Source organism: Bacteroides sp. AN502(2024) (genome assembly GCF_041227145.1).
Classification (GTDB): Bacteria; Bacteroidota; Bacteroidia; order Bacteroidales; family Bacteroidaceae; genus Bacteroides.
In genome coordinates this window covers 537,035-549,745 of sequence record NZ_JBGFSP010000003.1, presented here as the reverse complement: position 1 = coordinate 549,745, position 12,711 = coordinate 537,035, and the positions used below count along the sequence as shown (strand labels likewise).

The 12,711-nt window shown below is 44.4% G+C and carries 7 protein-coding genes and 1 pseudogene; all 8 read right to left on the bottom strand.

The features are described 5' to 3' along the window. Positions 1-15 precede the first annotated feature (15 nt). Positions 16-1,569, bottom strand: coding sequence for an acyl-CoA carboxylase subunit beta (locus AB9N12_RS02245; protein WP_369889329.1), 1,554 nt, complete (start codon positions 1,567-1,569; stop codon positions 16-18). Between the two features lie 28 nt (positions 1,570-1,597). Next, complete coding sequence (gene mce, locus AB9N12_RS02240) at positions 1,598-2,002, bottom strand: methylmalonyl-CoA epimerase (protein WP_369889327.1); 405 nt, start codon at positions 2,000-2,002, stop codon at positions 1,598-1,600. A gap of 173 nt (positions 2,003-2,175) precedes the next feature. After that, positions 2,176-3,175 (bottom strand): annotated as a pseudogene (locus AB9N12_RS02235) (GNAT family N-acetyltransferase). Positions 3,176-3,940: 765 nt separating this feature from the next. Continuing rightward, entirely contained in the window at positions 3,941-5,305 is a 1,365-nt protein-coding gene (locus AB9N12_RS02230) for a TlpA family protein disulfide reductase (protein ID WP_369889326.1), read from the bottom strand. Positions 5,306-5,371: 66 nt separating this feature from the next. After that, positions 5,372-7,027 carry a PKD-like family lipoprotein gene (locus AB9N12_RS02225; RefSeq protein ID WP_369889324.1) on the bottom strand — a complete coding sequence of 552 codons (1,656 nt, stop codon included), beginning with the start codon at positions 7,025-7,027 and terminating at the stop codon, positions 5,372-5,374. Positions 7,028-7,047: 20 nt separating this feature from the next. Then, positions 7,048-7,860 carry a hypothetical protein gene (locus AB9N12_RS02220; protein ID WP_369889322.1) on the bottom strand — a complete coding sequence of 271 codons (813 nt, stop codon included), beginning with the start codon at positions 7,858-7,860 and terminating at the stop codon, positions 7,048-7,050. Positions 7,861-7,877: 17 nt separating this feature from the next. Beyond that, positions 7,878-9,326, bottom strand: a complete 1,449-nt coding sequence (locus AB9N12_RS02215) for a RagB/SusD family nutrient uptake outer membrane protein (RefSeq protein WP_369889319.1) — start codon at positions 9,324-9,326, stop codon at positions 7,878-7,880. 12 nt (positions 9,327-9,338) lie between these two features. After that, positions 9,339-12,524 carry a SusC/RagA family TonB-linked outer membrane protein gene (locus AB9N12_RS02210; protein WP_369889317.1) on the bottom strand — a complete coding sequence of 1,062 codons (3,186 nt, stop codon included), beginning with the start codon at positions 12,522-12,524 and terminating at the stop codon, positions 9,339-9,341. Positions 12,525-12,711 lie beyond the last annotated feature (187 nt).

The window sequence follows — 12,711 nt, the reverse complement described above, 5'->3', positions numbered from 1 at the left end:
ATGTGAAAAGTAGGATTACAACGGAATATTACCATGCTTCTTGGCTGGATTGCTCAATTTCTTAGTCTGCAATTGCTGCAAAGCACGGATAATACGGAAACGTGTGTTGCGTGGTTCAATCACATCGTCAATGTAACCATATTTAGCTGCATTGTAAGGATTAGCAAACAGTTTGGTGTATTCTGCTTCTTTTTCTGCAAGGAATTGAGCAGGATTCTCATGATCTTTGGCTTCGCGTGCGTACAATACTTCTACTGCTCCTGCACCACCCATTACGGCGATTTCCGCTGTCGGCCATGCATAGTTCATGTCACCGCGGAGTTGCTTACAGCTCATCACGATATGAGAACCTCCGTAGGATTTACGTAATGTGATAGTAACCTTGGGCACAGTAGCTTCACCGTAAGCGTACAACAGCTTAGCACCATGAAGGATGACACCGTTGTACTCCTGACCTGTTCCCGGAAGGAATCCCGGTACATCGACTAACGATACGATGGGGATATTGAATGCATCGCAGAAACGAACGAAACGGGCACCCTTGCGAGAAGCATTGCTATCGAGCACACCAGCCAGATATTTAGGCTGATTAGCAACGATACCTACCGATTGTCCGTTGAAACGAGCAAAACCGATGATGATATTCTTCGCATAATCTTTTTGGATTTCAAGGAATTCACCGTTGTCCACAATAGCACCGATCACTTCGTACATATCATACGGTTTAGTGGGGCTGTCGGGGATGATATCGTTCAAAGAGTCTTCCAAACGATCGATTGGGTCTGTACAATCTACATAAGGAGGTTCTTCAAGGTTGTTTTGAGGAATATAGCTCAACAGTTTGCGAATCAGTTTGAAACCTTCTTCTTCTGTTTTAGCGGTGAAATGAGTCACGCCCGATTTGGTTGAGTGAACGCTCGCGCCACCGAGGTTTTCTTGGCTAACGTCTTCACCTGTTACAGTCTTCACAACTTTCGGTCCGGTGAGGAACATATAAGAAGTACCTTCCATCATTAGCGTGAAGTCGGTCAGTGCCGGAGAATAAACGGCACCACCGGCACAAGGGCCAAAGATACCGGAAATCTGTGGGATAACACCGGAAGCAAGGATATTGCGTTGGAAGATTTCTGCATAACCAGCCAAAGCATTGATACCTTCCTGAATACGTGCACCACCTGAGTCGTTGATGCCAATGCAGGGAGCACCCATTTTCATTGCCTGATCCATGATTTTACAGATTTTCAGTGACATTGTTTCTGACAGCGAACCGGCAGAAACGGTGAAGTCCTGTGCGAATACATATACCAAACGTCCTTCGATTGTACCGCAGCCGGTCACTACTCCATCGCCCGGATAATGTTTTTTCTCCATACCGAAGTTCGTGCATCTGTGCTCAACGAACATGTCCATTTCTTCGAAGCTACCCTCGTCAAGCAACATAGCCAGACGCTCGCGTGCTGTGTATTTCCCTTTTTCATGTTGCTTCGCAATTGCTTTTTCACCGCCTCCGATACGTGCCACGGTACGGTGTTCAATAAGCTCTTTAATTTTTTCAAGTTGATTACTCATAAGTTCTTGTTGGTTTTAGAGTTTATGATTAATGTTCGCAGAGTTCTGTGAGCACGCCCAGAGTTGATTTCGGGTGAAGGAAAGCAATATTCAAACCTTCAGCACCCTTGCGGGGAGCTTTGTCGATAAGGCGGATTTCTTGGTTCTCTGCTTCTGCCAAAGCGTTAGCTACTCCATCTTCTACAGCAAATGCAACGTGATGGACACCTGCACCTTTGTTTTCTATAAATTTGGCAATGGTACTTTCAGGGCAAGTCGGCTCCAACAGTTCGATTTTTGTTTCACCTACTTTTAAAAAAGCAGTTCTTACTTTCTGATCTTCCACTGTTTCAATGTTGTAACACTTCAGACCTAATACATTTTCGTAGTAAGGAAGGGCTTCTTCAATGCTTTTTACAGCAATGCCCAGATGCTCAATGTGTGAAATCTTCATAACTATACTTTTTTATTGGTTTTAAATCTGTGCGCATAAGGCATAAAACAGCACAAAGAAAGACATTTCTTACCTAATAAAGAAATATTTCTGCATTTAATTATTGGATTATTAAGCAGAATAAATGGTATGAAAGGAATATGAAGAGGTGTTTTGCAATCTTGAGATTACATTTAGACGTAAAATTTGACTAAGAGTTTGTTCAGCCAGTTCCAATTGATGCGGAACCAACGACGGGTACTGCTTTGTTTTCCTCCGAAGCGGAGAACGAAATCACGATAACCATGTTTGCGGAACGGAAGCCCCACATCCATAAATTCCATGTGGTGGAATCCCCGCTGATGTGCATCTTCCAATGCTTTCCAAACGGCTAGTACGCCCGGATATTGAAGTGCATAGGTTTTTCTCATTCCTCCTGAGAACCAGAAGGTATGCATTGTCTTCCGAATAGATACAGACAGAGCCGCCGATGATTTTCTCTTTGTATTTTACAACAAAAATTTTTGCTTGTTTTCCTTTGATTAACATGCTGTTCATGTGGTGGAAGAAATCATTGGCAGGAAAATATCTACGTATGCGGGAGGAATAAACTTTGTGTAGCATCCGTGTGAAATCACGGATCTCTTCTACTGTATGAGCTTCTTCTACTTTGCCTCCGTTTTTGAGTCCTTTTTTTATTTGTCGGGTGCGTGACGGGCTGAATCTGCCTTCCACCTTTTCCATGCTGTGCAGTGAGTTGCGCACCCGTAACCAGTTGACAGGGAAATAATCGTTGGCACGGAAAACGCGATAACCGAACATCGAATTGTTCAGGTTCCGGAATTCAATCAGGACACAGCTGCGCGATGCTTCTTGCGTGAGATGTTCGAGCATATCGCCAAAGACTTCTTCTGCCTTCTCTTTATTGGCAGAAAAAGCCTCGTCCAGAAATTCCCCTTCGCTATATACTACACAATGTTTCACCAAAGAGGAAGGGAGCCACTTTTTTGCTTTGCGAATGGCGGCAAGCAGGCGTGCCACAGGTTTGCCGTTCTCCGTTGCTACTATTAATAAAGGAGTATACCCAGGAGTTGCTTCGTAAATCTGAAATAACTCTTTGGAATGGAAGGTGTTTTTCCCAGGTAATTCAGGAATATCTTTCCCATGATAATATGTTGTTAGTTTAAGTGGCATCTAGGTACAAATTTACACTTTTTATTTTTTATTCAACAATAAAACGAAGAATTTGTTGGCGTTACTTCACGAATCTTTCATTTAACCTGTCGTCAAACATCTATTCCAGCTCTCGGCAGAAATGTAATATGTAATGGATTTTAAAATAAAGGGTTGAAAAAATAACATCTGTTATGACAGTAGAAGTTGTAGGAAGCAGATATGTCTTGTAGGATTTGGAGAAGGACGTCCCAATCACCCTATAGGAACAAGGATACCTCTACTCAATTTTTACGTATCCGTCCGATTTTAGAATGTCTGACGAAGATATTTTGTTACGAAGAGTGGTGCAAAAACTACTGTCAACAGATATCGGTGAAAGCAGTATTGATAGATGCATGAAAGAATTAGTATGGATATAATTATTGATAAACACGTTGATAAGTATGTCAAGGATAAAAAAGCACAGTCAGACAGACATAAAGTGGGAGTTGGCAGTAATGGCAGTGGAATCAGTCTGCAGAATAGAATGAAATCGTTGACAAAATGAAACCGAACCTAGCCGGAATAAAGCGGAGAAGCGGACCAAAGCCGTAGAAGAGGGAATCGACCCAATGAAGTACAACAACCGGACGAGCGGAGTACAGATTTCTGGAAGAAGATTGGCCTACCTCCTGACGCAGAAAACAAAACTCATAATCAATAGTGAGCCTTTAAACGGACATTAGAAGTACATTCCGTTTTACCGGTGTACTTCTAATGTCCGTTTTCTCGGTCGCAAAATATTTATGGATTCAATAAGGTATTGAGAATCGCCTTGATGCTCTCCTTGTCTGATGGGGCGGGGGCATATGCATCGACAATGTTGAAATGTTGGTCGATTACCATAAAGCGGGGAAGGTAGAAAATCTGCCAGTTGGTACGGGCTGTGTTGTCCACCGAGTTATATTGCGGCAGATTTTTCTTGTGCCCTTCCAGATAACCTGTCCATGCTTTGTGGTTGGTGTCTTGTGAAATGGGAATAAACAGGATGTCTTTTCCGACATATTCTTTGCTTAATGCCTCGAAGTGAGGAGATTCCTGCATGCATGGGCCGCACCAGGTTGCCCAGAAATCGAGATACAGCACTTTCCCCTTGAATTCCGACAAATGGTGTGTGTGTCCTTCCAAGTCGGTCAGTATCATGTCGAACGCTGGTTTTCCCGGAAGCAGTTGTGACGCTTGTTCCACTTTCAGATTCAGTTCGTGGGCTAAATCGGAATATTGCATGGAAGCAACAAAAGTTCCCACGCTGTCAACGCTTGCCTTGTTGGCTTGTCTGCGCAGCAAAGATATATATTTGTAGGCTTCATACAGTTCTCGGGTTCTTGCAGGAATGTTCAGGCCTTCCGCCCATGAGGTACTTTCTTCATCGAACAGATTGTGTAGTACATCTCTTACGACCGCTACATTCAGGAATTTCTCGTCTATGAGAGACGGATACATGGATTTGGCATAGGGCGTTACTTCCTGTAAAAACTCCTTGTATTGCCGGTGCATGGCTTCCCGGTCAGTGAATTGTGAGTAAATGCTTGCGTAGTTGTAATACGAAAGGTAGCTGTTTAGCACATCGGCCTGAATACGTGCTCTTTCTAACAGTTTGAACTCCTCGGAAACACTGTCTAACTGTGCCAATTCTTTTTTTCTGATTTCAGCCAGACTGTCCACCAAAACCCGGGTCGCTTCGAAGCTGCCTCGCAGGTTGCTTCCGCCCTCGATATACGAACCTCCTTTCGGAAACAGACGATATTTCATATAGTTGTTAGCTTGGGCACCAATACCTTGGAAAGTCGCTTCCTTGTTATGGGAAGTGATACACACGGTCATGTCATCACCCGGTGTCAGATAGAGCGTGTTGCGCCTGATGTTGAAATAGGCAGGCTCTTTCAGGGTAATAATTGTGTCGAAGTACCCGTTCTCATCGGTATGGATGGGGATGTCCCGGCTGTCGCCCAGCATGGAAGCCGCTCCATTGTACGCCATGATGACGGGGTTGGTACCCATTTCGACAAGTTGTCCTTTCAGATGTACGGTTTCTGTCGGTTTCGGCGACTGGCAGGCGGTACACAGGGCGAAAGCTGCTGTAAGAGTGACAAATGTTTGTTTTTTCATTATGGATAAAAAATTAGGTGTTATTTTACTCTATATGCTGTATCTTTTATGATCACTTTTAACTATTTAGATAAATACGATATTCTTGATCTTCCCAAATCCGCGGTGTACCTGGGTAGACGGGTATTTGGTTTGCTCTTCCAAGAGACGCCCGTTAGTGTTAAGTTGCAACACTACCAACTCACCGGTACCATCGGATAGATTGAATGCAGCGCCCAAACAACGGTTGTAAGGAACTCCATAGTCTTTGATACCGATTTCATCAGATTGATCGCTGAAAGAATATCCTTCGCATGCCATTCTCAGGTCGGCTACCGTAGCGGCCGGGTCTTCGTGCTGGTAAATTAAGGTCGTTTTTCCGGTAGGTACGTCTAACTTATAGATTTTGTTTCCTGCGGCATAAAACAGTATATTGTTGAAACTGTTGCCTGAGGTCATTGGCGTATTCTCATCGATACCGTCTGGAGTGACGAATGTGTAGTAATAGGGAAGGGCCGGGTCGTTTCCAGTCAACCCGCGGCATTGGAATACATATACGAATGATTGCGAACTCCCGTTGAGGGTGTATGCGTAGATGGTGTATCGCTGCCATGGGGCGATGCCACTCTTTCCGTAATGATATCCGTTTACGAGGGCTACTATTTTCTGATCTTTGGGCAAGTTGTTCGGATCGACATTCAGTGCGTTCCCTTCGTTGTTTGGAATCGGGATGATAGGTCCCATGTCGCATGGGGTGGAAGGAACAACATGAGAGTAGGATTTCGAGTCGTAGTTTTGGCAGGAGATGTCTACAAAACGTTTGCCGATTTCATCGAATCCTACGCCTGCCTGTGGCCCGCAAACTAATTTGGAAATATAATAATCGCCTATTAAATTGTTTCCTTGCGACATTAGGTACATGACCGGTGTATATTGAGAATGTGAGAACACTTTTCCTTTACAGGTCATGATTGCCCCCTGATTGCCCCCGGAATAGATTATATTTGTCGGGTCGAAAGCTTCCTCTTTCTGTGCTGCGTTAAGGAGCATGTCCCAACTGTTCCGTAATCTGAAATTATCGGTCTGGTCGATTAAACCGGATTCTGTTTCATCGGTAGTAGTCAGGAACAGCGGACTTTGTGCTTCAAGTCGGTAGTAATAGTCATAAAACTTGAACTGCGTACACGACAGGTTCAAGGGTTTGCCGGAGAGAGACTCTCCCTTGTCACGGGTGTATGCATCCGGGGTCACTGCTATTTCGCCTCCCATGTATTCTACTGCTCCAAGTTCGGCATGACCGTCGGTCTCGTGTAGTACCATCCATGCATAGGTATAGGGCTTTATGACTTCCAAGGTAGTGGGGCGCATGGTGACAGCTCCTGTGGTAGCATCGGTCACATATAAGCGGATGTAGTAGTTATAGGCCATCTTAGGGTCGGTAGGGTCTATTTCTAAAGTGAAATTCTTGTCCGTTCCTTTTAATTCCCCTTTTATATAAGCGTCGCTTTCCGTCTTCACATACCATTCGTAGCTCAGGTTCTTTTCATATTCTTTGGGGACGTGGATGTCGGGGGTGATGGTATAACTAAATTTTTCTTTTGCTTTTTTTACACCGTATGACTGTTGCAAGGTAACCGGAACTTCGATAATCGTGTTGTCATAATCATAGTCACCTTTATCTTCATAGCAGGAGCTCAGAAGTAATCCTGCCGAAAATGCGAATATATATTTCAATTTGTTCATAATTTGAAGTCTTCATTTGTTTAGGGTTGTGGAAATGTAACCGGGGTACCGTCCTGTTCTTTCAATTCGGCTCCGGGGTGCTCCTTATTATAGGTTTCCAAGGCCGCGATTACTTCCGGCATGTATTTTTGTATTCCATAGTAGCTCACATAGTCCGGATAATCACGGTAATATACCGAATAGTAGCAAGCGAAATCGAACCAGTCTTTTATGACGGAAAGTACGAATCGAATTTTCTCAGGGCCATAGGCGCCTAAGCAGGATTGATAATAGTCATTCCAATCGTCGAATGAATTCAAGTACATCTTTTCCGGTTTGAATTCGTCAATGACTTTGATGAGATAAGATTGGCGTTCTTTTGTGCCGGCTACGACATCGCTGTTGGCATAGTCGATTACGATTTGTGCCCTGAATTCTTTGTCGTAGCTGCTTGGCTTTTTATACTTGATAACAGTGTTGGCTGTATATTCACCCGCTTTGATTTCCACAGCTTCTTCCGGAACTGTGACTTCTAATTCTCCAAAACCATCTACAGGCTGTGCTTTGAACTTCACTTTCAGGGGTATTTCGCTGAGTCTGCCTTCTAATTGTACTCGGATGGGCACTTCGCCTTCCGTCATCTCGTATTTCCCGGAGGCATATATATCGTAATAATTGATTGTGCTGTAAAGATGTGTATAGCCATTGCCCCAAGATACATTGTTGGAAGACTCGTATCTTTCCAAGAAATTGATGCCGGGCTTATCTGAGAATGTTTGTACCTCCTCTTCGTTACATGCGGTGAAACATGCAGCGAGCCAGAGGGCTATTGCGTAACTATATTTCTGTTTCATAATTTACTTCTGTTTGGTTAGTTAATGTTTCCCAAGGTTATTTCATCATCAGGGATGCTGAAGCGATAATTGACTTCTGTTAAATCTCCTTTTACAGGGCAGAACTGGAATGTCTTGTACCCATGACGCTTGTAGAAGTACCACAGCTGTCCTTCCGCGTAAAACTCTTTGCGGTATTCTTTCTCGATGTTGTAAAGCCGTTCCTCTTCATTGGTAAGCTCCACGTCATCCAATCCGCGGGTTCCGCGTACGATGGAAAGTTGCTTGGCCGCCTCATTGAGGGAACCGGCGCATTCGGACAGGATGTAATACATCTCCGGCAGGCGGATGAGTGGCACGGTGTTGTTCAATGCGTATGAGAAGTTGTCTTGTGTGTATTTCTTTGTGAACCCTCCGTGTACGGTGAGCTCGAAGCCGCTACCTTCTTTCATGCGCATGTCATTGCTTCCGTCGATGCTTACATCGAACAGCTTGTCAATCCGATCGCGGTCATTGATATAGAAGTTGCTCCAGTTACTTATCATGAAGTTGTCTCTGATATAACTTCCGAAAGTCTCGCTGTCCATGCTGAGTGAGAAAATCAATTCGGTAGAGCCTAAGTGGTCATTGGAGTTGTCTGTAATCAGAGCAAACATTTTACTGCCGTTTGCTCTTTTGGCATTGATTACCTCGTTGGCGTATCGGGCGGCGTTGGTCTTGTCTCCTATGTACATGTACACACGTGCCAGTTCCGCTTTTACGGCATATTTGTTCATGCGCTTGTACCGGTGTATTAAGAATGGATGTGCATTGCTCGTTTCACTGTATATGGGGAAGCTGATGTCCATAGCATCCTTCTCCAATAATTTCTCGGCGGCTTTCAGGCTGACAATGATACTGTCCGCCACATCCTTGGCCGGAAGCAGTTTGGCTGCGGATCGGTCGAAAGCTGTGCGGTAAGGAATAGAAGGTGCTGTCGGATTGTCTTTGTAGATAGGCCCCCACATACGCAATAAATCGAAATAGATAAATGAGCGTAAGCCCAAGGCTTCACCGTGAATCAAATCCCGGAATCCCTCTGTGGTGATAACCTCTCCTTTTTTTTCAATGTTGGCAATCAGATTGTTCAGATTGGCTATCAGGTTGTAGCATGAAGACCATATATAATTAGTGTATTTGGTCGTATTGCCTGAATTCTGCTCGAACTCGTACCACTTGGGGTCCGTGAAATCTTCGTTGCCTTGTCCGCTGTAGTTGACATTATATCGTTGCGCCAAGAAATCGATAAATCCAAAAGTCAGGTTCTGACCGTATGTGGTGTTCTTGCTCATGTCGATGTATATTCCGGTAAGAGCTTCCTTGAATCCCTGTTCGTTTTTAAAAAGCTCTTCCTCTTCTACATTGGTTTTGGGCTTTACATCCAGCCAGTCGCTGCACGAGGTAAGTGTGGCGGAACCAAGTATCAGTATAGATAGTATTTTGTTCATATTCATGCTGCATTAAAATGTTAAGTTAAGTGATAAAGAAGCCTGACGAGACATGGGATACTCGATACCCCGTTCTACTTTGACTGTGGTGAAGTGGAACAAGTCCTCTAAATACAATCCTACCGATGCGTTACTCAGGCCGAGCCGTTTGATGAATGGGCAATAGCGGCGTTCGAAGCGATACTGTATGTTGACGGTATTCATTATCAGCTGGTTGTCTTTCATCAGGAAGCGTGTGCTCGCGAAAGTCTGTGAGCCGTTGTTTTTGGACGAAACCGATTTGAACTTGACGGGCTTGCCTATTTCATTTTCATTCCAGCGGTCGGTAAAAGCCCGTTTGTCTACATTGTAATGTAGATTGGCATTCTCTATTTTGTCCACCAATGTCTTGTTATAAACCTGTCCGCCGAATTGGTAACGAGCCGCCAGACTGATACTGAGTCCTTTCCAGTTGAGGTTGGCACTGAGGGTACCGGCTAGTTTGGGTTCCATATCGCCTACTGGTACTACATCTACGGCATTCCATTCACTGGTGCGTTCTCCGTTGCGGGTAAGGTATATTTCACGTCCGGTAATCGGGTCGATTCCCAATGAACGGATGGCCCAAATTATGGATTGTGAATAGCCTTCTTCGTAACGAGGCATTGGGCGTGATAGCTTGTTGGGATTGTTGGAGTCCGGTTTCAGCAGTTCTTGATTCCGGATACGCAGAGCATTCGATATTTTCTTGATTTTGTTGACATTGTGGCTACCGTTTATCACAACGTTGAAATTCAGCTGACGCTGTAGATTGTTGTAAGGCATAATACGTAGGGAAAATTCATATCCCGAATTGGTGATGTTGCCGAGGTTGTCTTTGATGGTACTGAAGCCTGTAGAAGGTGCCAATGAATAGTCAAGAATCGTGTTCTTGGTAAGCTTGTAATAGTATTCGAAGCGACCGCTCAATATACGATTGAACATATTGAAGTCGACTCCGATATTGTAAGCGTCCGTAGTTTGCCATTTCAAGTCGGGGTTTCCCATGCCGAGAAGCATGGTACCTACTACGTCCGAACTGTCGTATATGCGCATGGAGTTGGCGTAAGTATACATCTGAAGGGCTTCGTAGGTGGAGATACCTTGCGTACCGGTGATGCCGTATGTGGCACGGAATACCAATTCGTCGAACAATCCCAATTTCCGGATAAACTTCTCTTTGTCAGCGTTCCATCGAACTCCGGCAGACCAGAATGGTGCGTATCGGTTGTTTTTACCAAATTCGGATGATGCGTCTAAACGACCGTTCAAATCGGCTGCGTAGCGTTGGTCGTATGTGTAGCTGATGGTTGCCACTCCGCCAAATGCACGGGATGTACTCTCGCTGCCACTGTTTTTCTTGGCTTTGGCTCCTAAGAATATCTCGTCCATATTGTCGTTGGGAAATCCTGTGGCATACGCTCCCGCGTTGTGGAATTTCTTTTCGTTTACGTTGTAGCGTAAATAGGCGGAGAGCAGCTGCTTGTTGTTGAATACTTTGTTATAACTGGCCGTAAAACTCAAATCGTAATCTAAATTACTACTGTTGTTCCATACGTATGAACCTTTTTCAGAGATATTGTAGACCGAAATGAAATCATTATGATTGGCTGATTTGAACACATCCGTATCGGAAGTGGTTTTGGATAGGGTCAAATCCATCGCCAGACGTAGGTTCGGGATAGGTGTATATTCCGCGCGGAATGCATCTCGTACTTCGAATGCGACGTTGCGGTCGAACGTGTTGTATAAGGTATTATACATTGGGTTACCGACATTCGCACCGGAGGATCTTCCGGTATTGTCATTGGTGTGGATAGCTCTTTCCAGATATTGGGCAATTTGTCCGTTTTCGTCATGAATGCGGTAATAGGGATTCAGTTGGGCATACTCTTTGAATGAGCCATACGGAGAGGTTCTGTCAGATTTGGAATAATCCACATAGAGTATATTGCTGATTAGTAATCCTTTGTATCGGTAGCGGATATCTAAGCTGGCGCTTTTTCCGTATACGCCTGTTTTTTTCATGATGCCGGGAGCCTGATTGATGCCTGCATATAGTTTATAGCGCAAGCTTTCGTCTCCGCCCTCCAAGTTGATGCCGTGCCGATGTGCGAAAGCCGTCTGCAAGGGCTGGGAGAGCCAGTAAGTGTTCACACCTCGCAATACTTCTAGTAATTTTTTCCGGTATGTATTGTTTCGGTTGGTTATATCCTCTAATGAGTAGCTGTCTTCATCATAGAAGCCGGCTCGTCTTTCCAGTTCCAACTTGTTGGCGGCTTCCAACAGATCATAGTCTGTCAGGTCGGGGTATTCCAGTTTGTAGTTACCGTTGTAGGTCACACGCAGTTTGCCGGCTTCCGGTGCCTTGCTCTCTACCACCACTACGCCATTGGAAGCTTGCGAACCGTAAAGTACCATGGCAGCAGCGTCTTTCAGTAAGGTGATGCTCTTGATTTGTTCCGGATCCATATCCGTGATTTTGGTTACACTCACTCCGATGATGCCGTCTAATACGAACAATGGTTGATTGGGACGTGTGTCGATGTCACCGCGCATGAAGATGGTTTCATCCGTGCTGTAATCCCCCATGCTCGACTGACCTCGCATGGAAAATCCTGCTACGGCACTCGGGTTGGAGCCGGACATCATTCTGCTGTCCATGCGAAACCCCGGGTCGAGCAGTTCGATGGCTTTCAACACGTTTCCGGAGGTCATCTTCCGGATTTCTTCTCCTGACATCGTGTTGGCCGAACCTGTGAACCCTTCTTTCTTACGTTCGTACATTCCGGTTACTACCACTTCTTCTATCTGTTGGGTATCCTCTTTCAAGGTAACTTTTATTTTTCCTCCTTTATAAGGAATGACTAGTGTTTGCATTCCTACAAAAGAGAAAGTTAAAGTCTTTACTTGTTTGCCGGAAGGGACACTCAGGGTGAAGCGTCCCTCTCCATCGGTAGTGGTACCGTTGACACTTTTGTCATTGGTGGTGATGGACACACCCGGAAGAGGGAATCCTGATTCGTCAGTTACAGTTCCTGTTATCTGTGTCTTTTGGGCAAAGACTATCCCGACAGATAGGAAGATTAAGATAAGTGTGAAGCCTGTTCGCTGGGCTAAATAGCTCCTTGGGCAAACTTTACGCTTCGGTTGACTGGGATATACACTTTTTCTCTCCATTCGTTTTATTTTAGGTCCTAATAAATATTATTACATTAAGCGTTAAATTGTCATAAGTCCAAGCTTATTAACGTTGCAAATGTATAAGAAATATTTAATTAAACAAATATTTCTAGGATAATTTATTGCTGTAAGTCAATATTGTCCTAAATAAATTGGGGGAACAAATAAAAAGGAAGTAGAACTA